Origin of the sequence: Sphingomonas sp. CROZ-RG-20F-R02-07 (assembly GCF_022662335.1) — a bacterium.
In the GTDB taxonomy this organism is placed as follows: domain Bacteria; phylum Pseudomonadota; class Alphaproteobacteria; order Sphingomonadales; family Sphingomonadaceae; genus Sphingomonas.
In genome coordinates, this window is record NZ_JAKNQJ010000004.1 from 323,016 (window position 1) to 347,271 (window position 24,256).

A 24,256-nucleotide genomic window follows, 5' to 3' on the forward strand; every position below is an offset into this window, starting at 1 on the left:
CGCGCGCGTGCGGTTCCTCGCGACCTTTCACCTCTGGCCGTTCCTCGACACGGTCGTCAGCTATCTGGCGGCGTTCGTCTTCGGCACGCTGATCGGCGCGGAGCGGCAATATCGCCAGCGCACCGCAGGGCTGCGCACCAACGCGCTCGTCGCGATCGGCTCGGCGGCGTTTGTCGATCTCGGCCAGCGGCTGGGCGGTGACGTCGAATCGATCCGGGTGATCGCCTATGTCGTCTCGGGGATCGGCTTCCTGGGCGCGGGCGTCATCATGAAGGAGGGGATGAAACTCCGCGGGCTGAACACCGCGGCCACGCTCTGGTGTTCCGCCGCGGTCGGTTCGATCGCGGGCAGCGACATGCTGGCGGAGGCGGCGCTGCTCACGCTGTTCGTGCTGGTGGCCAACACCGCGCTTCGGCCGCTGGTCGATGCGATCAACCGCGTGCCCATGGTGGGCCGCACGATCGAGGCGACCTATAGCGTGACCGTCACCGCCGCGGCGCTGGACGCCGGACCGATCGGCGACCTGCTCGTCGAACATCTGGAGGCCGCGCAACTGCTGGTGGCCGAACTCGACGTGATCGAGCGCGGCGAGGACCGGGTGGAGATCGCCGCCACGCTGGTGGCGACCAACGTGGCCACCAGCGAACTGGACGCGATCACCGATCATCTCGCGCGGGTGCACGGCATCGTTCACGCGACCTGGCAGGCGCGCACGCACGATTAGCAAAGCGGTTGGACGCCGCCGCGCAATGACGCTACCGGCGCGCATCATATCGGGAGAATGTCATGGGTTACCGGGTCGTGGTCGCGGGAGCGAGCGGCAATGTCGGACGCGAGATGGTCAACATCCTCGCCGAGCGCGAATTCCCGCTCGACGAGATCGCCGTGCTCGCCTCGTCGCGCAGCCAGGGCGACCAGATCGAATATGGCGACACCGGCAAGATGCTCAAGATCCAGAATATCGAGCATTTCGATCCCGCCGGATGGGACATGGCGCTCTTCGCGATCGGCTCCGAGGCGACCGCGGTCTATGCGCCGAAGTTCGCCGCGGCCGGGTGCACCGTGATCGACAATTCGTCGCTCTACCGGATGGACCCGGATGTGCCGCTGATCGTGCCCGAGGTGAACGCCGCGGCGATCGACGGCTACAAGGCGAAGAACATCATCGCCAATCCGAATTGCTCGACCGCGCAGATGGTCGTCGCGCTGAAGCCGCTCCACGATGCCGCCACGATCACCCGCGTGGTGGTCGCGACGTACCAGTCCGTTTCGGGCGCGGGCAAGGCGGGGATGGACGAGCTGTTCGAACAGAGCCGCAACATCTTCGTCGGCGACCCCGCGACCGCGAACAAGTTCACCAAGCAGATCGCGTTCAACGTGATCCCGCATATCGACAGCTTCCTGGACGACGGATCGACCAAGGAGGAATGGAAGATGGTCGTCGAGACCAAGAAGATCCTCGACCCCAAGATCAAGGTGACGGCGACCTGCGTGCGCGTGCCCGTCTTCGTCGGCCATAGCGAGGCGCTGAACATCGAGTTCCGCGACGAACTGTCGGCCGAGGACGCCAAGCGGATCCTGCGCGAGGCGCCGGGGATCATGCTGATCGACAAGCATGAGGACGGTGGATACATCACGCCGATCGAGGCTGCGGGCGACGACGCCACCTATGTCAGCCGCGTCCGCGAAGATCCGACCGTGGAAAGCGGCCTGTCGCTCTGGTGCGTCAGCGACAATCTGCGAAAAGGCGCGGCGCTGAACGCGGTGCAGATCGCCGAACTGCTCGGGCGGCGGCATCTGAAGAAGGCGTGAGGGCAAGGGGCCGTCACGGTCGATCGTCGGCCGACGGCCCCCGAGCGGCGGTTGCGCGCCATGGGGCGAAGCGCCTATCGCGCGCGGATCATCCCAGCCGAGACCCGTGATGGAACCCAGTTCGACCCGTTTCTTCGACAGCTTCGACGGCACCCGGCTCGCCTGGCGCGAGATGGGCGAGGGGCGGCCGGTGGTGCTGATCCACGGCTATTTCTCCGACGCCGCGACCAACTGGATCCGCTATGGCCATGCGGCGGCGATCGCGGCGAAGGGCTTTCGCGTCGTCATGCCCGATCTGCGCGCGCATGGCGAAAGCGCGAAGCCGCACGACCCCGCGGCCTATCCGCGCGATGCGCTGACGCGCGATGGCCATGCGCTCGTGGCGCATCTGGGGCTCACCGATTATGATCTCGGCGGTTACTCGCTGGGCGCGCGGACGGTGTCGCGGATGCTGGCGACGGGGGCCACGCCGCGGCGCACGATCTTCTCGGGCATGGGGCTGGAGGGGCTGATCGACACCGGCCGCCGCGCCGGGCATTTCCGCAACATTCTCACCCATCTCGGCCAGCATGCGCGCGGCACCCCCGAATGGCTGGCCGAGGCCTTCCTGAAGACCACCAAGGGCGATCCCGTCGCGCTGCTGGGCATTCTCGACACCTTCGCCGACACGCCGCTCGCCACGATCGAAGCGTTCGTCCAGCCAGCGCTCGTGGTGTGCGGCGCGGAGGATGCGGACAACGGCTCCGCGCCGGCGCTGGCCGACGCGCTGCCCGATGCGCGCTATGTCGAAACGCCGGGCGGGCATATGAGCGCGGTGACGAAGCCCGAACTGGGGCGGGCGATCGCCGCCTTCGTCTCCGCCTAGGGCGTGATGACGTCACGTTGATCCGGTCGCCCTGAGCTTGACGAAGGGCCTGTGCCGCATGCGAAGCCGCGCGTGGAGAGCGTGCTTCGACAGTTTCGGGACGAACGGATCTGGAGACCGGATCAACCTAAGGTCATCAAACCCTGTGGCTTATTCGGGCACCGTGCCTTCGTCGGCGATCCCGGCTTCGAACGATCTGGACGAATCGCTGCCATCCGCCTGATGCGCGCCCTTGCCTGCAGGTGGGGGCGGCGGTGTCTCGGCCTTGGGCTTGGGCGTGCTGCCCTTGAGCGTGAAGAGCGCGGCGGCGGCAGCACCGGCAGCGGCGAGGCCGCCCGCGATCGCGGCGGCGCCCCATTTGCCGCCCAGCTTCTCGGTCGCTCTGGCCGCGCCGGACTTGGCCGCCGGCTTGGCGGGGGTGCGCGGAGTCGCGCGCTTGGTGGAGCGCGGCTTCGGCGTCTTCGCGGCCGCTGGCTTGGTGGTGGCGGGCTTGGCGGCCGGTTCCGATGCGGCGGCCGCCGTGGTCGGGGCCTTTGCGGCGGATGGCTTGGCGGTCGCTGTGCGTGGCGCGGCTGCCTTTACGCCGGTCTTGCGCGGCGCGCGCCGCGGCGCGGTGGGCTTGGGCGTGACCGACTTGGGCGTGTCGTCCGTCGGCGGTTCGGGGGTGTCGGCCATCATGCTACTCCCTGATTGATTGCGCATCCGAAACGCACCACCCGCCCATCGGGTCCGGATCAGCGGAACGGCGGCTCGTCGAACGCCCGCAGCTTGCGGCTGTGGAGCTTGGGGCCTTCGCGGCGCAACTGCTCGCACGCTTCGATCCCGATCCGCATGTGTTCGCTGATCGCGCGTTCGTAGAATCGGTTCGCCTGGCCCGGCAGCTTCAGTTCGCCGTGCAGCGGCTTGTCGGACACGCACAGCAACGTCCCGTAAGGCACGCGAAACCGGTAGCCCTGTGCCGCGATCGTCGCCGATTCCATGTCGATCCCCACGGCGCGCGACAGCGAGAAGCGCAGCGCCGAGCGCGAATAGCGCAGTTCCCAGTTACGGTCGTCCGTCGTCACGATCGTGCCGGTGCGCAGGCGGCGTTTCAACTCGTCGCCCGACTGGCCCGAGACGATCTCGGCGGCCTTGGCCATCGCCACCTGCACCTCGGCGATGGCGGGCACCGGGATCTCGGGCGGCAGCACGTCGTCCAGCACATGATCGTCGCGCAGATAGGCGTGCGCCAGCACGTAATCGCCGATCCGCTGGCTGGGGCGCAGCCCGCCGCAATGGCCGATCATCAGCCACGCCTCGGGCCGCATCACCGCCAGATGATCGCAGATCGTCTTGGCGTTGGAGGGGCCGACGCCGATGTTCACCAGCGTGATGCCGGTGCCGTCCGCTGCCATCAGGTGATAGGCGGGCATCTGGTGGCGCCGCCACGCGCTGTCGCTGATGAGCGCGTCGGGATCGTCGCCCGCGCGCATCATCACCCCGCCCGCGCCCGACAGCGCGGTGTAGCGCGATCCGTCGCCCAGTTGCGCCACCGCCCAGCGAACGAATTCATCGACATAGCGGTGATAGTTGGTGAACAGCACGAAGCGTTGCGTATGCTCGGCAGGCGTGCCCATATAGTGCCGCAACCGCGCCAGGCTGAAATCGGTGCGCAACGCGTCGAACAGCGCGAGCGGCCGGGTGTCGTCGTTCGCGATCCACAGGCCGTCGGCGATCTCGTCGCCGATATGCGCCAGTTCGGTCGCGGGAAAATGCCGCGCGAGATCGGCGGCGGACACCTGATCGAGGCTGAGCGCATGGCCGGGATCGAGCACATAGGGGAAGGGGATTTCCTGCCGCCCTTCGACCGCCTCTACCGCAACGTCGTAATCCTCCATCAGCAGCGTCAGTTGCTCGATGAGATAATCGGCGAACAGGCCGGGCTTGGTGACGCTGATCCGGTAGTCGCCCGGCGTCACCAGCCGCCCGAACGAGCGCATCGGCGCCGGGCGGCTGTCCTGCCCGCGATAGGTGAGGCGGATTTCGGGATAGGCGAAGCTGCCGTCCGAGCGGGCGATCGGATCGGGCACGGTGCCGGTAGTGAGATAGGCGGTGAGCGCCGCTTGAAGGCGCTCCACCGAGGCGCGGTAGAGACGGTCGAGTTCGGCGACGATCCGGGATGCGGAAACCATCGCGGATCGTTACGCGCGCCACATGACGCTGGCAAGACGGGGGACAAGTCGGGCGCCGGCTGCGGCCGACGCCCGATCGGCTCAGATCTCCTCGAGCAGATGCTCGGCCGAGCTCACCTTGAATTCGCCCGGTGCCTCCACGTTCAGCTGGGTCACCACGCCGTCCGTCACCAGCATCGAATAACGCTGGCTGCGCGTGCCGAGGCCGAAGCTGGAGCCATCCATCGTCAGGCCGATCGCCTCGGCGAAGGTGCCGTTGCCGTCCGCCAGCATCGTCACGCCGTCAGCGTCGTTCTGCTTCGACCAGGCGCCGAGCACGAAGGGATCGTTCACCGCGGTGCATGCAATCTCGTCCACGCCCTTGGCCTTCAGCGCATCGGCCTTGTCGAGATAGCCCGGCAGGTGCTTGGCCGAGCAGGTGGGGGTGAACGCCCCCGGCACCGCGAACAGCGCGACGGTGCGGCCGGCGAAATAGCTGTCGGTATCGACCTGATCGGGGCCGTCGGGCGTCACCTTGACGAGGGTGGTGGAAGGAATGCGGTCGCCGACGCTGATCGTCATGAGGAATCTCCGTGGTCGCCGCGGGGTGGTGCGGCGGCGCCTAGTTCGGGCGCGCGGCGTCGCTTTGCAAGCGCTCGCCGCATGGCCGAGGCAGGGCAGGCGGTGATTCGACGGCAGCGAGCTACGCCAGCCGCCAGTCCCAGCCGAGCGGATCGCCGTCCATCACCTCGACGCCATCGGCGATCAGCCGGTCACGGATCGCATCGGAGCGCCGGAAATCCTTGGCGGCGCGCGCTTCGCGGCGTTCGGCCAGCGCCGCGGCGATATCGGCCTCGTCGATCGTCGCCTGCGCCGGGCGGACGCGCAGCGCCGCGCGCGTGAGGTTCGCCAGATCAAGCCCCAGCACGGCGTCGAAATCGGCCAGCGCAGCCATGCGGTCGGCCGCGGCGATCCGCTTGTCGGCCAGCATCGCATCCAGCACCGGCAGCGCGCGCGGGGTGGCGAGATCGTCCGAGATCGCCGCGTCGAGCTGCGCGCGATAGGCGTCGGCGCTCCCTGTCGCGGGGCCCGGCGGCCGGTCGCGCAGCGCCGCCACCGTTTGCGCGAGCCGCTTCAGCCGCGTGGTGGCCGCGGCGAGATTATCCCACGAGAAATCCAGCTCCGACCGATAATGCGCCTGAAGGCACATCAGCCGATAGGCGAGCGGGTGGAAGCCGCGATCGACCAGCGTCTTGAGCGTCAGGAAGTCGCCGGCGGATTTCGACATCTTTCCGGTGGCTTGCACCAGGAAGTTGTTGTGCATCCACAGGTTGGCGCCGGTGTCCGCGCAGCCGCAATGCGCCTGGTTTTGCGCGACCTCGTTGGGATGGTGGATCTCGCGGTGATCGATCCCGCCGGTGTGGATGTCGAAGCGTTCGCCGAGATATAATTTGCTCATCACCGAGCATTCGAGATGCCAGCCGGGCGCGCCGCGGCCCCAGGGCGAATCCCATTCCATCTGCCGGTTCTCGCCCGGCGCGCTCGTCCGCCAGATCGCGAAATCCTGCGGATGGCGCTTGCCCGCCACCGCCTCGATCCGCCCCTCGCGCGCGTCGTCGCCGGAGCGTGCGAGGCGCCCGTAATCGGGCACGGTGCTGGTATCGAAATACAGGCCGTCGGGCAGGCGGTAGCAATGCCGATCCGCGATCGCCTCGGCGAACGCGATCATCTCGGCAATGTGGTCGGTCGCCAGCGGAAAGCGCGCGGGCGGCCGGATGTTGAGGTCGGTGAGATTCTGCTTGAAGGCTTCGGTGTAATGCTTTGCGATCGCCCAGATATCCTGGTTCGCCGCGCGCGCCGCGGCCTCCATCTTGTCGTCGCCGACATCCGCATCCGAGGTGAGATGGCCGACATCGGTGATGTTGATGACGTGGGTGAGCGTGCCCCAGCCCATCGCGGCGGCTTTCCACGTCAGCGTGCGCGACAGCGTGTCGGTGAAGACATAGGCGCGCAGATTGCCGACATGCGCGTAATTGTAGACGGTCGGCCCGCACGAATAGACGCGCAGGTCGGCGGGATCGATCGGCGCGAACGTCTCGGTCGCGCGGGTGAGGCTGTCGTAGAGGGTAAGGGGCGTCATCGGCATGGCCATAGCGGGCCGCCGCGGCGCCCGCAAAGGGGCCCCGGCCAGACAGGGGGGACTGGCCGGGGCAGCGCGGCGACAGGGGGGACGCCGCGCATCTCGTGTGGCGGCTAGCGCGCGATGCCGATCACCGCGGTGGCGGTATAACCGGCGGCGACGCTGCCGCTGAAGCTGGGGGTCTGCACCGCGATCTGCGCGGCGGTGTTGTCGCCGAAGACATTGTCGTTTGCGGTGGTCACGCTGGCGAAATTGGTCTTGCTCGACGGATAGGTGGTGGTGTCGGAGAACACCGTGTTGCACACCGCGGCCGGCATCGCGAACTGGCTGGTGAGCAGCGCATATTTGCCGCTCGTCGCCGCGGTCAGGCTTGAATACACCTCGAAATGCATGTGCGGGTAGCGGCCCGAATAGCAGCCCGGGAAGATCGTCGTGAAGCTCACCTGCCCCGACGCGTTCGTCACCTGGACGCCGCGCAAATAGCTTTCGGCGGGCGCCGAATAGAGCGAGTAATTGCCCTGCCGGTCGCAATGCCAGAGATAGATGGCATAGCCAGCGAGCGCGCCGCAGCTCGCATTCACGTCGACCAGCGTGAGCGTGAGCGTCACCGCCACGCCCGTTGCGACCGTCGTCGTGCTGATGAAGCTCGAGCGGATGTCGCTGCGCACGATGCCCGATACCGGCAGGATGTTCGAGGTGGAGCCGCTGGCGGTGTTGGTGCCGTCGGCGGGATAGGGGCCGGCGGTTTCCGTCGGGTCGGCGATGCACGCACCCGTCGTGGTCGTCGTGGCGGTGGCCGTGGGCGTTGCGGTCGGCGTGGCGCTGGCGGTCACGACGCTGACGCTGCTGCTCGTCTCCGTCTCGCCGCTGCTGCCGCCGCCGCAGCCCGCCACCAGTGCGGCGGTGCCGGCACCGGCGAACCAGCGGAGCGCACGGCGACGCTCGATCAGCCGGTCCATGACGCCCAGATCATGCGCGAGGCCGTGGTCGTGGTCGTCGTCGTCGTGGTGATGCATGATGGGCCCCCGGGGCGTTGCTGTCCCGATCGGCTATCATGGCCCCGCATTTCGCCGCGATGTCGGCGCGCTGCACGAATGTTTCGCGATGTGTCAGTCGGACAGGGGCAGCGTCACGCGGGCGATCGCCCCGGTAACGCCGTTCTCCAGCGTCGCGGTGCCGGCGTGGCGCGTCGCGATCGACCGGACGATGGCGAGGCCGAGGCCGGTGCCCCCGGTCGCGCGGTTGCGCGATTTCTCGCCGCGGACGAACGGATCGAACAGCCGATCGGCTGCGGCGGGATCGATTCCCGGTCCGTGATCGGCGATGGTCACCACCACCGATCCGCTCTGCAGCGCCCAGGCGACATCGGCGCGATCGCCATAGCGCACCGCGTTCTCGATCAGGTTGGCGAAGAGCCGGCGGAGCGCGACGGGTTCGCCGCGCACCCGCACCCGGGCCCCCGGCACGATCGCGACCGGAGCACCACCCGCCGCCATATCGTCCACGAGCGAATCGAGCAGGCTGCCCAGATCGACTCGCAAGGCGGGCCGCTCGCCCGATTCGTCGCGCGCGAAGGCGAGCGTCGCGGCGATCATCGCGCGCATCTCGTCGATATCCGCCGAGGCGCGGCCATGCGCGGGCTCGGGCAGTTGCTCGATCCAGAAGGCGAGGCGGGCGAGCGGCGTGCCCAGATCATGCGCGATGCCGCCGAGCATCGCGGTACGCGCCTCCGCATGGCCGGCCAGCCGCGCGTGCATCGCCTCCACCGCGCGCGTGAGTTCGCGCACCTCGCGCGAGCCGCCATGGGGAAGCGGCGGCAGCGCGGCGCCCGCGCGCGCCTGTTCGGCGGCGCGCGCCAGCCGCCGCAACGGCCGCGAGATCGCACGCGCGAGCGCGAAGGCGGGGATGGAGAGCGCAAGGACGGCCGCGAGCATCGCCGCCATCGTCACCCAATGCCACCGCGTGAGGAACGGGCGGTGCGCGCTCTGGATCACGCGCCAGCCCTGACCCGTGTGAAGCGCGATGGTGAAATCGCCGACCAGGAACGAATCTGCGGCGAACCGGTCGTCCTCGGCGAACACGCGCACGTCCGCCGGTACGACGCCCAGCAACGCCGCGATCGCAGCCTGCCGGCGCGGATCGGCACGTTCGCCGTCGCGGGGTAGGGGCGGGGCTGCGCGCGTCGCCAGCCGCAGGTCGATCGTGCGCGCGGGTGGGCGCATCCGATCCGGCGTCCCGGGTAAGTCAGGCGGCCCGGCCGGCCCGAGTGGCGGCCGCATCTCGGAATCGCGCCATGGATCGGCGGCCACCGCATCGGCGACCTGCCCGGTGCGCAGCGCGCGCGCCACCCCGGCCAGCGCATAGGGGCGCGGCATCGGCGGCGGCCCGCTGAAGGTGACCGCGATGAACACCGCGGTGGCCACCAGCACCGAGGCGATGACCAGCGCGAAGATCGGCCATACGATCGTCCGGCCGCCGGCTGCTCCCGTCACGCCCGCTGGCTCAGCGGCGCTCGACATCGGCCGTGAACATATAGCCTTCGTTGCGGACGGTGCGGATCAGGTCATCGCCGCCGCCGGCGCCGTCGCGCGCCAGCTTGCGACGCAGCCGGCTGATCTGCACGTCGATCGCGCGATCGAAATGCTCGGCGTTGCTGCCGCGAGAATGGTCGAGCAGGAAATCGCGGCCGAGCACCCGGCGGGGATGTTCGACCAGCGTGATGAGCAGCCGGAACTCCCCGTCCGACAGGTTGATGACCACGTCGTCGGGATCGAAAAGCTGCCGCGCCACCGCATCGAGCCGCCAGCCGGCGAAGCGCAGCATCGGCCGCGAGACGCCCACGGGAACGGCGGCTTCGCCCCGATTGGGGCCGCGGCGCAGCACCGAGCGCACGCGGGCGAGCAGCTCGCGCGGGTTGGCGGGTTTGGCGATATAATCGTCCGCGCCCATCTCCAGCCCGACGATCCGGTCCACCTCTTCGCCGATCACCGAGAGGATGATGATCGCCGGGCTGGTCGAGCGGTCGAGCGAGCGGAGGATGCTGAGCCCGTCCTCGCCGGGCATCATGACGTCGAGCACCACCAGCGCATAACGATGCCGGGCGAGCGCCGCGCGCATCGCGCCGCCGTCTTCCGCGGTATCGACGATATAGCCGTGCGCGGCGAGGAACCCGGCGGTGAGTTCACGGATGCCGGGATCGTCGTCGACGATCAGAAGGCGGGTTTCGAGATCCATGGCGGCATCGGGTCCGGCCTGAACGGAAAGGGGCGCTTGCATGAAGCGGGCGTGGCGCCCTTGCGTATCGCGGACATTGCAGTCCTGCAAACTTCCTCTTTCGGGTGACAGGTGTGGCGGTTGCGCCACAGGCGGCGGTTTTCCTTGAAACCGCGTCGCGGCGCTGGTAGGCGCAGCGTTCACACGCCGCGGAGGGCTTCGCGGCGGCTATAGCTATTCGACCGGAGCTTCACGGGTTTATGCAGATCATCGTTCGCGACAACAATGTCGACCAGGCGCTGCGGGCGCTCAAGAAGAAGCTGCAGCGCGAGGGCGTCTATCGCGAGATGAAGCTTCGCCGGCATTACGAGAAGCCGAGCGAAAAGCGCGCCCGCGAGCGCGCCGCCGCGGTGCGCCGCGCCCGCAAGATGGACCGCAAGCGCGCCGAGCGCGACGGCGCCCGGTAACACCGGCGCCCGCACCGCCGCGCGATCCGGCGCGACGGTGCGGTCTTTGCGACCATATTGGGGCTGCGCCACGGGCGTGGCTCCGGCAGCCTCGGGATCGACTCATGTCCACCGTCACCGCCGTTCCGCTTCGGCCCGTCAAGCGCAGCTATCTGATCTATCTGTGGATCGGCATCGCGCTGGCGGTGATCGGGGCGGTGGCTCTGGCGCAGCAGAGCGATCCGGCGCTGCTGCGCGAATCGCGCGGCAGCAACGTGGTGACGACGGCATCGGGCCTGAAATATCAGGTGCTGGCGCCGGGTGCGGCCACCGGCCCCAAGCCGACCGACGCCGATGTGGCGCTGGTGAACTACGAGGGCCGGCTGATCGACGGCAAGACCTTCGACAAGTCGCAGCAGCCGACTCCGATGCCGGTGTCCGCCGTCGTGCCCGGCTTTTCCGAAGCGTTGAAGCTGATGGGCAAGGGGGCGAAATACCGCTTCTGGCTGCCGCCGTCGCTCGGCTACGGCCCGAACGGTGCGGGTCCCATTCCGCCCAATGCCACTTTGGTGTTCGACGTCGAGCTGATCGATTTTCTGCCCGCCGCCGTCGTCCAGCAAATGCAGGCGCGCCAGCGGATGATGCAGGGTGCGGGTGGCGGCATGCCTGGCGGCGCGATGCCCGGCGGCGCCGTGCCGGGTGGTGCTCCCGCCCCCGGCCAGCCCTGAGCGGACGATCCTGAGCGGACGATCCTGATCGGATGAGCGGGGCGCTCCACCTGGGTGGAGCGCCCCGTTTTCGTTTTACGCGACGCCGTCAAACGTTGATGGCATGAGCTTGATCCCACCAAGAGATCCGTTCGTGCTGAGCCTGTCGAAGCATGCTCTCCACAGGCGTGCCTTTGCCGTCGGAACGGCCCCTTCGACGCGCTCGGGGCGAACGGATCGAATTAACGTCTTCGGCTCTAGCTCGCGAGGCGCAGCCGCCCGGTAGGTGCGGGCTGATCGGGCCAGATGCCGCGCGTGTCGAGCACCGCGATGCCGGCGCGTTCCTCGGCGGGCACCGACCGGAACACGTCGTGATCGACGAGCACGATCATCGTCGCGCAGGTCTCGATCGCCAGATCGATATCGGCGAGCGTCGCGCCCGTGCCCGCGAACGCCGCTGGCAGCGTGGCGGCATAGGGCTCCACCACGCGCACGCGTTCGCCGAAGCGTTTGGCCAACGCCAGCGAGACCTTCAGCGCGGGGCTTTCCCGGAAATCGTCGATATTCGCCTTGAACGCGAGGCCCAGGCACGCGACCGGACCGGGTGTCGCCTCGATCAGCGCGGCGGCGCGCGCGATCACATGATCGACCTTGGTGTCGTTCACTTCGCGCGCGGTGCGGATCAATGGCGTGTGCGCCGGATCGGCATGCACCAGGAACCAGGGATCGACCGCAATGCAATGCCCGCCGACGCCGGGGCCGGGCGACAGGATGTTGACGCGCGGATGACGGTTGGCCAGGCGGATCACGTCCCACACGTCCACCCCCATCGTGTCCGCCACCAGCGAGAGTTCGTTGGCAAATGCGATGTTGACGTCGCGATAGGCGTTCTCGGCCAGCTTGGTCATCTCGGCGGCGCGCGCCGTGGTGGTGACGCAGGCACCGCGCACGAAGCGGCGGTAGAAGGCCAGCGCCTTCCTCGCGCATCGCGGCGTGATCCCGCCGATCACGCGATCATTGTCGATCAGCTCGACCAGGATGCGGCCGGGCAGCACGCGTTCGGGGCAATAGGCGATCGCGATATCCGCCTGCTCGCCGGTGCGGCCGGGGACGCGCAGATCGGGGCGCAGCGTCGCCAGCAGATCGCGGACCTGTTCGGTGGTGCCGATCGGCGAGGTCGATTCGAGGATGACGGTGTCGCCCGCCTTCAGCACCGTCGCCACGCTGGTGGCGGCCTGAAGGACATAGGCGATGTCGGGGCGGTGATCGTCGGCAAAGGGCGTGGGCACCGCGATCACGAATATGTCGGCCGGCGCGATGGCGGTCGACGCGCGCAGGCTGCCGCGCGCGACCACGCCCGAGACGAGGCCGTCGAGATCGACCTCCTCGATATGCACGCGGCCCGAATTGACGGTGTCGACCACGCTCTGCGTGACGTCGACGCCGAGCACGCGCGCGCCGGTCCGCGCGATCACCGCGGCGGTGGGCAGGCCGATATAGCCGAGGCCCAGCACCGTGACGGTCAGTTCAGTATCCGAAATCATCCGCCACGATCCTTGCGATACGCGCCGCGGCGTGGCCGTCGCCGAACGGGTTATGGGCGCGGGCCATCGCGGCATAGGCCGCCTTGTCGTCCAGAAGCGTGAAGACTTCGGAAACGATCCGATCGGGGTCGGTGCCCACCAGCCGCGCGGTGCCGGCGGCGATCCCTTCCGGGCGTTCGGTCGTCTCGCGCATCACCAGCACGGGCTTGCCGAGCGCGGGCGCCTCCTCCTGCACGCCGCCCGAATCGGTCAGCGCCAGATCGCATAGCGACAGCGCGCGGACGAAGTGCGGGTAATCGAGCGGCGCGATCCGTGCGACGTTCTGCCGGTCGCCGAGCACGGCATCCATCACGCGGCCGACTTCGGGATTGGGGTGCATGGGGAACAGCACCGCGAGATCGTCGCGCGCGGCGATCCGCCCGATCGCCTCCGCGATCCCCGCCATGCCGTCGCCGAAATTCTCGCGCCGGTGCGTGGTGACGAGCACGATGCGTTTGCCCGCGAACCGCGCGGCGATCGCCTCCAGGTCGCCGGCGATCGCGGGATCGGCCGCGATCCGCGCGCGCGTCCAGTCGAGCGCGTCGATCACCGTGTTACCGGTGACGTGCACGGTCGCAGGGTTCAGTCCCTCGGCGATCAGCGCGGCGGCGGCGGTGTCGGTGGGGGCGAAATGCCGGTCGGCGATCGGGGCGACGATGCGGCGGTTCACCTCCTCGGGCCAGGGGTGATAGATGTCGCCCGAGCGCAGCCCCGCCTCGACATGGCCGACCGGCACGCGGCGGTAATAGGCGGCGAGCGCGCCGGCCATCGCGGTGGCGGTGTCGCCCTGCACCAGCACCCGGTCGGGCCGCTCGGCATCCATCACCTCGCCCAGCCCGGTGAGCAGCCGCGCGGTGAGCCGGTCGAGCGATTGCCCCGGCTCCATCACGTCCAGGTCGATATCCGGCATGAGATCGGCGATGCGCAGCACCTGATCGAGCAGCCCGCGATGCTGCGCGGTCACGCAGGTGCGCACCCGCAGCCCCGGCGTCGCCGCAAGCGCGCGCACCACGGGAAACAGCTTGATCGCTTCCGGACGGGTGCCGAAGATGACGAGAACGGTCTTGGTCATCCGCCTGCCTTAGCCGCCGGTGTTTAAACCCGGGTCAATGCGCATCAAATTGCGTGCGCCGTCTATGGGCGATAAGCGGTCGCGAGACAATTTGCCGAGATGGGTAGCGAATGACGATCAAGCGTGTGCGCAAGGCGGTGTTCCCGGTGGCGGGTCTCGGTACGCGCTTTCTGCCTGCGACCAAGGCGATGCCCAAGGAGATGCTGACCGTCGTCGACAAGCCGCTGATCCAATATGCGGTCGAGGAAGCGCTGGCGGCGGGGATCGAGCAGATCATCTTCGTCACCGGCCGCGGCAAATCCGCGCTCGAGGATCATTTCGACATCTCCTACGAGCTCGAGGCGACGATGCGCGCGCGGGGCAAGTCGCTCGGCGCGATCGAGGGCATCCGGATGCCGCCGGGCTCGCCCGTCTATATCCGCCAGCAGGAGCCGCTCGGGCTCGGCCATGCGGTGTGGTGCGCGCGCCATATCGTCGGCGACGAGCCGTTCGCGGTGCTGTTGCCCGACGAGCTGATGGTCGGCACGCCGGGCTTCATGGCGCAGATGGTCGAGGCCTATGACCAGGTGGGCGGCAACGTCATCGGCGCGCTCGAGGTGGCGGCGTCGGAGACCGACAAATACGGCATCATCGCACCGGGCGAGCGGCGCGGCCGGCTGACCGAGGTGACGGCCCTGGTCGAGAAGCCGGCGGCGGGCGCGGCGCCGTCCAACCTGATGATCCCCGGGCGCTACATCCTCCAGCCCGAGGTGATGCGCATCCTCGACGGCCACGAGACCGGTGCGGGCGGCGAAATCCAGTTGACCGACGCGATGGCGCAGCTGATCGGCCGCCAGCCTTTCCACGGCTTCACTTTCGACGGCCGGCGCTTCGATTGTGGGGACAAGGCAGGCTATATCCACGCCAATCTGGCGCTGGCGTTGGCGCGCGACGATATCGGCCCCGACGTCCGCGCGTTCGCGCAGGCGCTGCTGGCCTAACTGCCACAGCCCGCGCAGCCGGGGTCCTTGGGCAGACGCAAGGTCCGGAAGCGGAGCGCGAGCAGGTCGACGAGCAGCAGCTTGCCCGCGGCTTCGTCGCCGAAGGGTGCGATCGCGCGCATCACCTCCAGCGCAGCGAGGCTGCCGAGGATGCCGGTGACGGGCCCGAGCACGCCGTCCTCGGCGCAGCTCGTCTCGGCGCGTTCGGGAGTCTCGCCGACGAAGCAGCGATAGCAGGGCAGGACGGGTTCCCAGCCGCGATAGACGCCCAATTGTCCCTCGAACTGCCCGACGGCGGCGGACACGAGCGGGATATGTGCGGCGAACGCCGCATCGGCGACGGCGAAGCGGGTGGCGAAATTGTCGCAGCCGTCGAGCACCACGTCGACACCGGCCAGCAGCGTGGCAGCATTGGCCGGGTCGATCCGCACCGCCACCGGCTCCACGGCGACATGCGGGTTGATCCGCCGGGCGGCGGCGGCGGCGGCCTCGACCTTGGCCGTGCCCGCGTCGTCGCTGACGAAGATCGTCTGGCGCTGAAGGTTGGAGGGCTCGACGCGGTCGTCGTCGATCAGCCGCAGATGGCCGACGCCGGCCGCGGCGAGATACTGGATCGCGGGCGAACCGATGCCGCCAGCGCCGACGATCGCCACGCGCGCCGCCTTCAGCCGGGTTTGCCCTGCGCCGCCGAATTCCTTCAGCACGATGTGGCGGGCGTAGCGATCGAGTTCGTCGTCAGAGAGCGGTGGCGTCATGGCCCCCATGTGAAGCTGAGCGTGGTGCGATACCAGCCCTCGCCGCCCGCGCTCCCCGTATCGATGTTGCTGCGCGCCATGCTGAGCAGGATGCCGGCGGCATATTGCTCGACCGTGGGGCAGCCGATCGCGCGGGGCACGATTCGCTTCACCTGCCCCGCGGGCGAGGCGAGCACGGCGAAATCGACCGTCAGCATCGTGCCCGTCCATGTGCAGCGCCCGGCCGCGATCTCGCTCGCGACATAGGCGGCGGCCTCGGGCGCCTGCGCGACGGGCCGGCGCAGCATGAGCGGCGGCAACCGGCTCCAGTCCTGCGGCGGCGCGAGCATGGCGGGGAAGGGTGCCTGTGCCGCCGGCGCGGCCGACGCCTGCGGGAGCACCGCCTGGAGGGTCAGCAGGATCGCGGCGATGGTCATCGTCCGGTCGAGCCGAAGCCGCCGGCACCGCGCGCGGTGTCGTCCAGCGCGCCCACCTCGTAGACCGTCGCCGGGGTGACGATCGCCGGGACGAGCTGCGCGATCCGTTCGCCGCGCGTCACCACGAAGGGCTCGCTGCCGAGATTGGCGAGGATCACCTTCACCTCGCCGCGATAGTCGCTGTCGATCGTGCCGGGCGTGTTGAGGCAGGTGACGCCGTGCTTGAGCGCCATGCCGGAGCGGGGCCGCACCTGCACCTCATGACCCTCCGGAATGGCGATCGCGAATCCCGTCGCCACCGCCGCGCGGGCGCCGGGCGCGAGCGTCAGCGTCTCGGCGGCGACGATATCGAGCCCGGCCGCGCCCGACGTGGCATAGGCGGGCAGCGGCAGATCCGCGCCATGGGGCAGGCGCTGGAGGCGGAGGCGGATGGCTGTCATGAACGCTCCAGTTCGGTGGCGATCCGATCGACCAGTCGGGCAGCGACGGCGGACTTCGCCAGCCGCTCCCAGCTTTCGGTGCCCTGCCCGGTGACGAGATGTACGCTGTTGCTGTCGGTTCCGAAAACGTCGGACGAAACGTCGTTCGCGACGATCCAGTCCGCACCCTTGCGCACGCGCTTGGCGGCGGCATGCTCCAGCAGCGAGTCGGTTTCCGCCGCGAAGCCGATCACCAGCCGGGGCCGCTGCGCGCCGCGTGCCAGCCCGGCGAGGATGTCGGGGTTCTCGACCAGCGTCAGGGTAGGAGGGGCATCGCTCTTCTTCACCTTTCCCGCCGCGGGGACGACGTGCCAGTCGGCGACTGCGGCGACCATCACCGCCATATCGGCGGGGAGCGCGGCATCCACCGCCGCCGCCATCTCGCGCGCGGTCTCGACGTCGATCCGCGTCACGCCGGCGGGGGTGGGCAGGGTCACCGGGCCGGCCACCAACGTGACGCGCGCGCCTGCCTCGGCCAGCGCGGCGGCGATCGCGAAGCCCTGCCGGCCCGACGAGCGGTTGGCGATGTAGCGGACGGGATCGATCGGCTCGTGGGTCGGCCCCGCGGTGACGAGCGCGTGCCGGCCGGCGAGGCGCCGGTCGGGCGCGAGCATCGCCGCGATCGTCTCGGCGATCCGAGCGGGTTCGGGCAGGCGCCCCGGGCCGAATTCGCCGCACGCCATCGCGCCCTCGTCGGGCTCCATCACGCGCACGCCGTCGCCGCGCAGGCGCGCGACGTTGCGGCGGGTGGCGGCATGAGTCCACATGCGTACGTTCATCGCCGGCACCGCGAGCACGGGCTTGTCGGTGGCCAGCAGCAGCGTGGTTGCGAGATCGCCTGCCAAGCCGCCCGCCATCCGGGCGAGAAGATCGGCGGTGGCGGGAGCTACCACCACCAGATCGGCCTCGCGGCTGAGCTGGATATGGCCCATCTCCGCCTCGTCCTTCAGATCCCAGAGGCTGGTATGGACCTGGTCCTCGCTCAGCGCCGCGAGACTCATCGGCGTGACGAAATGGCTGCCGCCCTCCGTCAGCACGCACCGCACCGCATGGCCGCTCCGCTTGAGCAGGCGGATCAGTTCGAGCGCCTTATAGGCCGCGATGCCACCACCGACGATCAGGAGGACGCGTTTCATGCGCGCATCTTAACGCAAGACGCGCGTCACGGTAATCCGTCGCGTGTCGCCGGCCGCGGCGATCAGGTCGCGCATGCCATCGGGCACGAACGCCAACCCCACCAACAGCGTCGGCGCGACGAGCAAGCCCCAGTAGAAGGTGTCCGTCCGCCCGAAGATGCCGAGGATCGCGGCATAGGCGAGGAACAGCGCGAGCATCCGCGCCGCGAGCGGGTCGCGCCACGCCGCCCAGCCGAACAGCGCGAGCCCGACGAGCAGCGATCCGAGCCACAGGGGGGCAAGATCGAGCGCCGTCGCGATCGTCATCGTCTTCACGAAAAAGCCGAAGCCGAGCATGCCTGCCCAGCCAGGCGACGCCGGATCGAGCGGCCGAACCACCGCCGCCACGGCATGCGCGTGAAGCGCCAGCGCGACGCCTAGCACGGCGATCGCGCCGACCCATGCCGCCGCCTCGCGCCGATCGCCGCCGAGCCAGGCGAACGCCGCCATGATCGCGAGATACGGCGCCGCGGTCTCGCGGATCAGCACCGCGGCGAGCCCGAACGCGACCGCTTCGAGCCAGCGGCCGGGGCGCCACAGCGCCAGGCTGAGCGCGACGAGCAGCCCTGCCCAGATCTCGTGGAAATAGGCGAGATCGGCTTGAACGAACGCGACCATGCCGCCCGCGAGCAGCGCCATCGCCACGATCCGCGGCGGCGGCCGCGCGAAGGCAGGCTTCAGCCGCGCATACCAGGCGAGCATCACGCCCAGCGCCAGCCCATAGAGCAGGATCCTGACCGCCACGCGCGGCAGCAGCGAGAGCACCACGGCGAGCGTCGGCAGGCGGAAGGTGACGAACGGGCGCAGCGGATAATTGCCGATCCGCAGTGCGTCCGCAGCGACGGCATAATAATTGCCGCCATGGCGCACGCCGTCGACGATCGTCTCGTAGAGCACGACATCGGCCTGATCGTCGCCGCGCTTCGCCGGATCGTGGCTCGCCGCGGGCGGCCCCGGCGTGGCGAGCGCCAGCCATGTCGCCAGCAGCAGCAGAGCGAGCAGCGCGAGCCGGATCCGTGCCTGCGTGCGTGTGAGCGCGGCGAAGCGCGACGGGATCGCGAGCCAGAGGGGGCCGGAGGGACGGCGCACGCTTTGCCTTCGCGGCCTAGCGCAGCGCCGCGAAGGTGGCGATCACCCCGGCCGCGGCGCTCAGCGCGGCGAGCAGCGCATAGCGCCAGCCGCCGCCGATCCGCACCACCTGCACCTCGGCAAGCGGCAGATCGGGCGGCGCGCCGCCGGGCGCGGGATAGCGCGCCTCGATCCGGCGGACGAGTTCGGGCAGCCGGGCGATCGTGCGCAGATCGGTGACGATCCGGTCCGCCACCGCCGCCTCGGGGCCCAGCTCGCCGCGAATCCATTCGCGCACAAAGGGTTCGGCGGTCACCCACAGGTTGATGTCGGGATCGAGCCGGGTGGCCACGCCCTCGACCATCACCATCGTCTTCTGCAGCAGCAGCAGATGCGGCTGAGTCGCCATGTCGAATTCGCGCGTGATCGAGAACAGCCCGTCGAGCATCATCCCGATCGACATGTCCTTCACCGCCATGCCGCGCATCGGCTCGCCGACCGCGCGCAGCGCGGTGGCGAACTCGGCGACATTGTGGTGCGCGGGCACATAGCCCGCCTCGAAATGGATCTCCGCCACGCGTTTATAGTTGCCGGTGATGAGGCCGTAGAGGATCTCGGCCAGCCACACGCGTGCGCGCCGGTCGATCCGGCCCATGATCCCGAAATCGATCGCGGCGATCCGCCCTTGTCCGTTGGCGCCGGGCAGCGCGAACAGATTGCCCTGGTGCATGTCGGCGTGGAAGAATCCTTCCGCGATCGCCTGACGCAGAAAGGCGTGGACCAGCGTCTCGGCCAGCTTCGTCATGTCGTATCCGGCCGCGACCAGCGCGTCCCGATCGGACAGCTTGATGCCGTCGATCCATTCGAGCGTCATCACCTTGGCCGTGGTGCGCTGCCAGTCGATCGCGGGCACGACGAAATCGGGCTCCGCCGTCATCAGCTCGGCGAGTTCGGAGGCGGAGGATGCCTCGCGCATCAGGTTCAGCTCGCGCAAGGTCCAGCGCTTGAACGTCTCGATCACTAGGCGCGGTCGCAGGCGGCGCGCGTCGCCGCCCATCGCCTCCAGTTGCGCGGCGGCCCATTGGTAGGTGTCGATCGCGCGGGTGAAATCGGCTTCCACTCCGGGCCGCAGCACCTTGACCGCCACCTGCCGCCCGTCGGTGGTGACGGCGCGGTGGACCTGCGCGATCGAGGCGGCGCCGATCGGCTCCTCGTCGATCGTGGCGAACAGCTCGGCGGGGTCGCGGCCGAAGCTCGCGCGCATCGCCGCGTGGATCGTGGCATAGGGCACGGGCGGCAGCCGGTCCTGCAGGCGCAAGAGATCGTGCGCGGCATCCTCGCCCACCAGATCGGGCCGCGTCGCGAGCGTCTGGCCGAGCTTGATCGCGGCCGGGCCGATCGCCTGGAAGGCATCGGCGTAACGCGGCACCTTGGGCACGCGCGCACCGATCCGCGCGATCCGCGCCAGCCGCCGCACGCCGGCAGGCGCGTTCGGATCGCGCTCCAGTCCCAACAGCGCGCCGTGGCGCGCCAGCGTCCGGCCCCAGCGGAGCAGCCGCCAGCCATGAACGACCGACGACGTCATGCGAACGGGGCTCGGGTCAAATCTTCCAGCCGCTGTGGATCGCGACGAGGCCGCCGAGGATCGGCTCGACGCGCGTGTTCACGAAGCCGGCGTCGCGGATCATGCCTTCGAACTTCGGCATGTCGGGAAAGCGGCGGATCGATTCGATCAGGTAGCGATAGCTGTCTGCGTCGCGCGCGAGCAACTGGCCGAGCTTGGGCACCAGCTTGTGCGAATAGGCGTCATACACTTCGGCGAAGCCCGGCCACTGCGTCGTGGAGAATTCGAGGCAAAAGAAGCGGCCGCCGCGCTTCAGCACGCGGTGCGCCTCCTTCAGCGCCTTGGGGATGTCGGTCACGTTGCGGATGCCGAACGCGATCGTATAGGCGTCGAAGAACCGATCGGGAAAGGTGAGCACCTCGGCGTTCGCCTCGGTCCACACCAGGCTGCCGGCATTCTCGTCCGTACCGCGCTTCTGCGCGCGGGCCATGCCGACCTCGAGCATCGCCGGGTTGATGTCGGCGACGGTGATCGACGCGCCCGCCTCGGCCATGCGGAAGGCGATGTCGCCCGTGCCGCCCGCCATGTCGAGGATCTGCTCGCCCGCGCGCGGCTTCACGCGGCGGACGAACCGATCCTTCCACAGCCGGTGCATGCCGCCCGACATGGCATCGTTCATCAGGTCGTAGGACGAAGCGACGCTGGTGAAGACGCCGCCCACGCGGGCGGTCTTCTCGGTCGCGGGGATGTCTTCGTAGCCGAAGGGGACGGTGTCGGTCATGCGGTGCGCTGTAGCCGCGCCTTGTGGCGCGGGCAAACGCAACCTAGCTGGCAGGCGTGCCCGAACTTCCCGAAGTCGAAATCACCGTTCGCGGCCTCGCCCCCGTTCTCGAGGGGCAGCGGCTGGTGCGAGTCGAGCCGCGCCGCGCGGATCTGCGCAAGGCGATCCCCGTCGATCTGCGCCAGCGGCTGACCGGCGCCGGCGTCACGCGGCTCCACCGCCGTGCCAAATACGGCCTGATCGACACCGATCGCGGCGACACGATGGTCTTCCATCTGGGCATGTCGGGGCGCTGGCGAGTCGATCCCGGCGCGCTGCTGCCGCACGATCATCTGGTGATCGAAACCGGGGCGGGGCGGTCGCTCGCGCTCAACGATCCGCGGCGGTTCGGCTTCATCGATCTGGTCGAGACCGACGCGCTGGATGCCTATCCGCCGTTCGCGGCGATGGGCCCCGAGCCGCTCGGGCCCGATTTCACCGCGGACCATCTTCATGCCCGGCTGCAGGGGCGCGCCGCGTCGATCAAGGCGATGCTGCTCGACCAGCGCGTCGTGGCGGGACTCGGCAACATCTATGTGTGCGAGGCGCTGCACCTCGCCCGGATCGCGCCGTCGCGCGCCGCAGGGCGGATCGCCCTATTCCGGCTCGAGCGGCTGGTCGAGGCGGTGTGCGCGGTGCTGACGGCGGCGATCGCGGCGGGGGGTTCCAGCTTGCGCGACTATGTCCGCCCCGACGGCGAACTCGGCTATTTCTCGAAGCAATGGCGCGTCTATGGCCGCGAGGGCGAGGCGTGCGGCTGCGGCGCCACCGTCCAGCGGCGAGTCGAGAATGGCCGCTCCACCTTCTGGTGCCCCGCCTGCCAGCGTGGTTGACCCGGCGGGGCGGAATGGCTAAGAGCCGCACCTTCGAGAGGGCGTAGGAGCGATCCGGCGCCCCTTTTCATCATTCGAACACCCAGAGGACTTCATGGCGAACACGCCGCAGGCGAAAAAGCGTATCCGTCGCAACGAGCGTCGCGCGGAAGTGAACGGCAACCGCGTCGGGCGGATCCGCACCTTCGTGAAGAAGGTCGAGGCCGCGCTTGCATCGGGCGACAAGGCCGAAGCCGCGACCGCGCTGGCCGCGGTGCAGCCCGAGCTGATGCGTGGCGTCGCCAAGGGCGTGCTCCACAAGAACACCGCGAGCCGCAAGTTCGCCCGGCTGACCAAGGCGGTCACCGCGCTCGCCTGAGCCGCGTCAAGGCTGGTGACAGGATAGCCCGTCGGACCCCGGTCCGGCGGGCTTTTCGCTGTCCGTGAAACACTCTCCCGGGACAAAACGAGAAACCAAGGTTTTCCCGCGATTCGTGATGCTCGCCGCGCGCATACCGCCAGAAAACCGAGTGAAACCAATGGGTTGTGAGATATCCGACGCGTTTCCTCGGCTCTGGCGCGTCAAGCCGGTTTATTTCCGAAATGTGACTTGATCGAACCCCCGACCCGCTCATAACTGCTGCTCCGCCGCAGCGCGTTCGCGCCGCGTCACAAGACTTAGGGGCAAGTCCGAAACGGTTGCGATGCAGCCGGCGGGGGGCTGTGTGTGATCGAGAAACCCGGACCGCGTGGCACCCCCGCGCGGCCGATGATGAGGTGTGCGTGGCCAACTGGCAGGGATCGGCAGCGGCGTTGAGCGAGACCCAGAAGGCCTGGGCTCGTGTGCGCGCCAACCTGCGCGAATCCGCCGGGGCGCGGGTCTATGAGCAATGGCTGAAGCCGATCGAGCTGATCGATGGCGGCGAGGCCGACATGATCCGCCTGGCGCTGCCCTCGGCCTTCGTCACCAACTGGGTGCGCAACCATTATGCGGACCGGCTGCTGCTCGAATTCCGGGCGATCCTGCCACAGATCCGCAGCGTATCGATCGAGACTCGAGTCGCGGGCCCGGCGCCGATCCGTCTCGCCATCCCCGACGACCTGCCCATGGCCGCATCGGCCCCGGCGCCGATGTCGATCCCCGAAGCGGCGGCCCGGCCCGCGGCCGAGCGCCCGCCGCTCGATTCGCGCTTCACCTTCGACCGGTTCGTGGTGGATGCCACCAACCATGTCGCGTTCAACGCCGCCAAGGCGCTGGCCGAGCCCGGCGCGCCGCGGTTCAGCCCGCTCTATCTCCATTCGGGCACGGGGCAGGGCAAGACCCACCTTATGCACGCGATCGGCCATGCGTTTCTTGCCAGCCACCCCGATGCAGTGGTGCTGTGCATGTCGGCCGAACGATTCATGTTCGAATTCGTCTCGGCGATGCGCGCGCGCGACACGTTCGCGTTCAAGCAGCGGCTGCGCGGCGCGGACCTGCTGCTGATCGACGATCTCCAGTTCATCGCCGGCAAGGATTCGACGCAGGAGGAGTTCTTCCACACGATCAACGAGATCATGGGCGCGGGCAAGCGGCTGGTGATCTCCGCGGATCGCTGCCCGCAGGCGCTCGACGGGGTGGAGGCGCGGATCGTCGGCCGGATGGCGGCGGGCCTCGTCACCGACATCAAGCCGCCGGCGCTGCCGCTGCGCCGCGCGATCCTGACGCGCAAGCTCGTCGACATGCCGGGCGCCGCGGTTCCCGACGACGTGCTCGATCTGCTCGCAGGGCGGATCCACGCCAATATCCGCGAACTCGAAGGCGCGCTCAACCGGGTGGTCGCCTATGCGCAGCTCACCGGCGACCGGATCGACCTGGATTTCGCGGTGGCGACGCTGGGCGACGTGCTGCGCGGGGCGCAGCGCCGGGTGACGATCGACGAGATCCAGAAGCTGGTATCGCAGCATTTCGAGCTGAAGCCGCTCGATCTGGTTTCGGCGCGGCGCGCGCGCGCGGTCGCCCGCCCGCGGCAGATCGCGATGTACCTGGCCAAGCGCCTCACCACGCGCTCGCTGCCCGAGATCGGCCGCAAGTTCGGCGGCCGCGACCATTCGACCGTGATCCACGCGGTGCGCCGCATCGAGGAGCTGCGCGAGCAGGACCGCGACGTGGACAGCGCCGTCCGCGTGCTGATGCGCGAACTCGAGGGCTGAGGCCCT

25 protein-coding genes are annotated in these 24,256 nt (G+C 69.2%); 9 read left to right on the forward strand and 16 right to left on the reverse strand.

Translation table 11 applies throughout. The features are described 5' to 3' along the window. Window positions 1–7: 7 nt before the first annotated feature. The 3 genes from L8H00_RS09185 to L8H00_RS09195 all read left to right on the forward strand — a co-directional run bounded on the left by L8H00_RS09185 (window position 8) and on the right by L8H00_RS09195 (window position 2,677). Window positions 8–724 carry an MgtC/SapB family protein gene (locus L8H00_RS09185; protein WP_242096986.1) on the forward strand — a complete coding sequence of 239 codons (717 nt, stop codon included), beginning with the start codon at window positions 8–10 and terminating at the stop codon, window positions 722–724. Between the two features lie 62 nt (window positions 725–786). After that, window positions 787–1,812 carry an aspartate-semialdehyde dehydrogenase gene (locus tag L8H00_RS09190; protein WP_242096987.1) on the forward strand — a complete coding sequence of 342 codons (1,026 nt, stop codon included), beginning with the start codon at window positions 787–789 and terminating at the stop codon, window positions 1,810–1,812. A gap of 109 nt (window positions 1,813–1,921) precedes the next feature. Next, entirely contained in the window at window positions 1,922–2,677 is a 756-nt protein-coding gene (locus tag L8H00_RS09195) for an alpha/beta fold hydrolase (protein ID WP_242096988.1), read from the forward strand. Window positions 2,678–2,827: 150 nt separating this feature from the next. On the opposite strand, the gene L8H00_RS09200 is transcribed toward L8H00_RS09195, so the two are convergent. From L8H00_RS09200 to L8H00_RS09230, 7 genes are all read right to left on the reverse strand, one after another. Next, window positions 2,828–3,352, reverse strand: a complete 525-nt coding sequence (locus tag L8H00_RS09200) for a hypothetical protein (protein WP_242096989.1) — start codon at window positions 3,350–3,352, stop codon at window positions 2,828–2,830. A 59-nt stretch (window positions 3,353–3,411) separates the two neighbouring features. Beyond that, the gene (locus L8H00_RS09205) at window positions 3,412–4,848 is read right to left on the reverse strand and encodes an AMP nucleosidase (protein WP_242096990.1); all 1,437 of its coding nucleotides are present in this window, start codon (window positions 4,846–4,848) and stop codon (window positions 3,412–3,414) included. An 81-nt stretch (window positions 4,849–4,929) separates the two neighbouring features. Next, on the reverse strand, window positions 4,930–5,409 hold the full coding sequence (locus tag L8H00_RS09210) for a peroxiredoxin (RefSeq protein WP_242096991.1): 480 nt from the start codon (window positions 5,407–5,409) through the stop codon (window positions 4,930–4,932). Window positions 5,410–5,530: 121 nt separating this feature from the next. Next, window positions 5,531–6,973, reverse strand: a complete 1,443-nt coding sequence (gene cysS / locus L8H00_RS09215) for a cysteine--tRNA ligase (protein WP_242096992.1) — start codon at window positions 6,971–6,973, stop codon at window positions 5,531–5,533. A 107-nt stretch (window positions 6,974–7,080) separates the two neighbouring features. Then, entirely contained in the window at window positions 7,081–7,983 is a 903-nt protein-coding gene (locus tag L8H00_RS09220) for an intradiol ring-cleavage dioxygenase (protein ID WP_242096993.1), read from the reverse strand. A 93-nt stretch (window positions 7,984–8,076) separates the two neighbouring features. After that, window positions 8,077–9,459, reverse strand: a complete 1,383-nt coding sequence (locus L8H00_RS18970; RefSeq protein WP_242096994.1) for an ATP-binding protein — start codon at window positions 9,457–9,459, stop codon at window positions 8,077–8,079. Window positions 9,460–9,469: 10 nt separating this feature from the next. Further along, the gene (locus L8H00_RS09230) at window positions 9,470–10,201 is read right to left on the reverse strand and encodes a response regulator (protein ID WP_242096995.1); all 732 of its coding nucleotides are present in this window, start codon (window positions 10,199–10,201) and stop codon (window positions 9,470–9,472) included. Window positions 10,202–10,440: 239 nt separating this feature from the next. Here L8H00_RS09230 and rpsU point away from each other — a divergent pair, with 239 nt between their 5' ends. Together rpsU and L8H00_RS09240 are read left to right on the forward strand one after the other, a co-directional pair. Further along, window positions 10,441–10,647 (forward strand): 30S ribosomal protein S21, encoded by a 207-nt coding sequence (rpsU, locus tag L8H00_RS09235; protein ID WP_088331195.1) that lies wholly within the window; start codon window positions 10,441–10,443, stop codon window positions 10,645–10,647. 104 nt (window positions 10,648–10,751) lie between these two features. Further along, on the forward strand, window positions 10,752–11,354 hold the full coding sequence (locus L8H00_RS09240) for an FKBP-type peptidyl-prolyl cis-trans isomerase (RefSeq protein WP_242096996.1): 603 nt from the start codon (window positions 10,752–10,754) through the stop codon (window positions 11,352–11,354). 236 nt (window positions 11,355–11,590) lie between these two features. Here the strand turns inward: L8H00_RS09240 and wecC are convergent, their stop codons facing one another. Both wecC and wecB read right to left on the reverse strand, forming a co-directional pair. Beyond that, window positions 11,591–12,877, reverse strand: a complete 1,287-nt coding sequence (wecC, locus tag L8H00_RS09245) for a UDP-N-acetyl-D-mannosamine dehydrogenase (protein ID WP_242096997.1) — start codon at window positions 12,875–12,877, stop codon at window positions 11,591–11,593. Continuing rightward, window positions 12,861–13,988, reverse strand: a complete 1,128-nt coding sequence (wecB, locus tag L8H00_RS09250) for a UDP-N-acetylglucosamine 2-epimerase (non-hydrolyzing) (protein WP_242096998.1) — start codon at window positions 13,986–13,988, stop codon at window positions 12,861–12,863. Before wecB ends, wecC begins: the two co-directional genes overlap by 17 nt. Window positions 13,989–14,098: 110 nt before the next feature. Here wecB and galU point away from each other — a divergent pair, with 110 nt between their 5' ends. Beyond that, window positions 14,099–14,968, forward strand: a complete 870-nt coding sequence (gene galU, locus L8H00_RS09255) for a UTP--glucose-1-phosphate uridylyltransferase GalU (protein WP_242096999.1) — start codon at window positions 14,099–14,101, stop codon at window positions 14,966–14,968. On the opposite strand, the gene moeB is transcribed toward galU, so the two are convergent. Genes moeB through L8H00_RS09290 form a run of 7 tightly spaced genes read right to left on the reverse strand, consistent with a single transcriptional unit; the run spans window position 14,965 to window position 21,206 of the window. Next, window positions 14,965–15,723: a molybdopterin-synthase adenylyltransferase MoeB gene (moeB, locus tag L8H00_RS09260; protein ID WP_242097000.1), complete on the reverse strand. Its 759-nt coding sequence runs from the start codon at window positions 15,721–15,723 to the stop codon at window positions 14,965–14,967. The two genes, galU and moeB, sit on opposite strands and share 4 nt — an antisense overlap. After that, window positions 15,720–16,139 (reverse strand): hypothetical protein, encoded by a 420-nt coding sequence (locus L8H00_RS09265; protein WP_242097001.1) that lies wholly within the window; start codon window positions 16,137–16,139, stop codon window positions 15,720–15,722. The genes moeB and L8H00_RS09265 overlap by 4 nt, the downstream gene beginning before the upstream one ends. After that, the gene (dut, locus tag L8H00_RS09270; RefSeq protein WP_242097002.1) at window positions 16,136–16,579 is read right to left on the reverse strand and encodes a dUTP diphosphatase; all 444 of its coding nucleotides are present in this window, start codon (window positions 16,577–16,579) and stop codon (window positions 16,136–16,138) included. The genes L8H00_RS09265 and dut overlap by 4 nt, the downstream gene beginning before the upstream one ends. After that, entirely contained in the window at window positions 16,576–17,754 is a 1,179-nt protein-coding gene (coaBC, locus tag L8H00_RS09275; protein ID WP_242097003.1) for a bifunctional phosphopantothenoylcysteine decarboxylase/phosphopantothenate--cysteine ligase CoaBC, read from the reverse strand. The genes dut and coaBC overlap by 4 nt, the downstream gene beginning before the upstream one ends. Before the next feature lie 9 nt (window positions 17,755–17,763). Next, on the reverse strand, window positions 17,764–18,882 hold the full coding sequence (locus L8H00_RS09280) for a hypothetical protein (RefSeq protein ID WP_242097004.1): 1,119 nt from the start codon (window positions 18,880–18,882) through the stop codon (window positions 17,764–17,766). Between the two features lie 16 nt (window positions 18,883–18,898). After that, window positions 18,899–20,446 carry a 2-polyprenylphenol 6-hydroxylase gene (gene ubiB / locus L8H00_RS09285; RefSeq protein WP_242097005.1) on the reverse strand — a complete coding sequence of 516 codons (1,548 nt, stop codon included), beginning with the start codon at window positions 20,444–20,446 and terminating at the stop codon, window positions 18,899–18,901. A 16-nt stretch (window positions 20,447–20,462) separates the two neighbouring features. Continuing rightward, window positions 20,463–21,206, reverse strand: a complete 744-nt coding sequence (locus L8H00_RS09290) for a class I SAM-dependent methyltransferase (protein ID WP_242097006.1) — start codon at window positions 21,204–21,206, stop codon at window positions 20,463–20,465. A 56-nt stretch (window positions 21,207–21,262) separates the two neighbouring features. On the opposite strand from L8H00_RS09290, the gene mutM reads away from it, so the two are divergent. The 3 genes from mutM (at window position 21,263) to dnaA (ending at window position 24,250) form a co-directional block, all read left to right on the forward strand. Next, window positions 21,263–22,078, forward strand: coding sequence for a bifunctional DNA-formamidopyrimidine glycosylase/DNA-(apurinic or apyrimidinic site) lyase (gene mutM, locus L8H00_RS09295; protein WP_242097007.1), 816 nt, complete (start codon window positions 21,263–21,265; stop codon window positions 22,076–22,078). Window positions 22,079–22,172: 94 nt separating this feature from the next. Then, window positions 22,173–22,436, forward strand: a complete 264-nt coding sequence (gene rpsT / locus L8H00_RS09300; protein WP_242097008.1) for a 30S ribosomal protein S20 — start codon at window positions 22,173–22,175, stop codon at window positions 22,434–22,436. 404 nt (window positions 22,437–22,840) lie between these two features. Continuing rightward, window positions 22,841–24,250, forward strand: coding sequence for a chromosomal replication initiator protein DnaA (gene dnaA / locus L8H00_RS09305; protein ID WP_242097009.1), 1,410 nt, complete (start codon window positions 22,841–22,843; stop codon window positions 24,248–24,250). The last annotated feature ends 6 nt before the right edge of the window (window positions 24,251–24,256 follow it).

Bases quoted from the DNA above. Each gene is read 5' to 3' on its own strand.
- L8H00_RS09190 (WP_242096987.1), top strand. From the start codon at position 787: ATGGGTTACCGGGTCGTGGTCGCGGGAGCGAGCGGCAATGTCGGACGC.
- L8H00_RS09195 (WP_242096988.1), top strand. From the start codon at position 1,922: ATGGAACCCAGTTCGACCCGTTTCTTCGACAGCTTCGACGGCACCCGG.
- L8H00_RS09200 (WP_242096989.1), bottom strand. From the start codon at position 3,352: ATGGCCGACACCCCCGAACCGCCGACGGACGACACGCCCAAGTCGGTC.
- L8H00_RS09205 (WP_242096990.1), bottom strand. From the start codon at position 4,848: ATGGTTTCCGCATCCCGGATCGTCGCCGAACTCGACCGTCTCTACCGC.
- L8H00_RS09210 (WP_242096991.1), bottom strand. From the start codon at position 5,409: ATGACGATCAGCGTCGGCGACCGCATTCCTTCCACCACCCTCGTCAAG.
- cysS (WP_242096992.1), bottom strand. From the start codon at position 6,973: ATGCCGATGACGCCCCTTACCCTCTACGACAGCCTCACCCGCGCGACC.
- L8H00_RS09220 (WP_242096993.1), bottom strand. From the start codon at position 7,983: ATGCATCACCACGACGACGACGACCACGACCACGGCCTCGCGCATGAT.
- L8H00_RS09230 (WP_242096995.1), bottom strand. From the start codon at position 10,201: ATGGATCTCGAAACCCGCCTTCTGATCGTCGACGACGATCCCGGCATC.
- rpsU (WP_088331195.1), top strand. From the start codon at position 10,441: ATGCAGATCATCGTTCGCGACAACAATGTCGACCAGGCGCTGCGGGCG.
- L8H00_RS09240 (WP_242096996.1), top strand. From the start codon at position 10,752: ATGTCCACCGTCACCGCCGTTCCGCTTCGGCCCGTCAAGCGCAGCTAT.
- wecC (WP_242096997.1), bottom strand. From the start codon at position 12,877: ATGATTTCGGATACTGAACTGACCGTCACGGTGCTGGGCCTCGGCTAT.
- wecB (WP_242096998.1), bottom strand. From the start codon at position 13,988: ATGACCAAGACCGTTCTCGTCATCTTCGGCACCCGTCCGGAAGCGATC.
- galU (WP_242096999.1), top strand. From the start codon at position 14,099: ATGACGATCAAGCGTGTGCGCAAGGCGGTGTTCCCGGTGGCGGGTCTC.
- moeB (WP_242097000.1), bottom strand. From the start codon at position 15,723: ATGACGCCACCGCTCTCTGACGACGAACTCGATCGCTACGCCCGCCAC.
- L8H00_RS09265 (WP_242097001.1), bottom strand. From the start codon at position 16,139: ATGACCATCGCCGCGATCCTGCTGACCCTCCAGGCGGTGCTCCCGCAG.
- dut (WP_242097002.1), bottom strand. From the start codon at position 16,579: ATGACAGCCATCCGCCTCCGCCTCCAGCGCCTGCCCCATGGCGCGGAT.
- coaBC (WP_242097003.1), bottom strand. From the start codon at position 17,754: ATGAAACGCGTCCTCCTGATCGTCGGTGGTGGCATCGCGGCCTATAAG.
- ubiB (WP_242097005.1), bottom strand. From the start codon at position 20,446: ATGACGTCGTCGGTCGTTCATGGCTGGCGGCTGCTCCGCTGGGGCCGG.
- L8H00_RS09290 (WP_242097006.1), bottom strand. From the start codon at position 21,206: ATGACCGACACCGTCCCCTTCGGCTACGAAGACATCCCCGCGACCGAG.
- rpsT (WP_242097008.1), top strand. From the start codon at position 22,173: ATGGCGAACACGCCGCAGGCGAAAAAGCGTATCCGTCGCAACGAGCGT.